We start from the raw sequence: 249 nt of genomic DNA on the forward strand, positions 1-249 counted from the left end.
TGGGCACATATTTGTACAACGGCCACATTCTACACAAGAATATAAATCTAGCATTTGTTTTTGCGTAAAGTCTTGAATACGTCCTACCCCGATAGATGGGATATCGTCTTCACTTTCAGCATTTTCTCCAGCTTCCTCAAGCGCCTCGAAGTCGATTGGCGTTAACGTACCTGTGCGATCTAAGCGGTTCATATACACATTGATAGGGCTGACTATCAAGTGGAAATGCTTCGATTGCGGTACATAAAT

General features: G+C 42.6%; 1 pseudogene. It reads right to left on the reverse strand.

Annotation, left to right across the window (positions count from 1 at the left end):
- Window positions 1-249 (reverse strand): annotated as a pseudogene (locus SB660_RS22600) (hypothetical protein); the annotation flags it as partial.

It is taken from the genome of Bacillus sp. SIMBA_005, from assembly GCF_046535585.1.
GTDB classification, from domain to species: domain Bacteria; phylum Bacillota; class Bacilli; order Bacillales; family Bacillaceae; genus Bacillus; species Bacillus pumilus.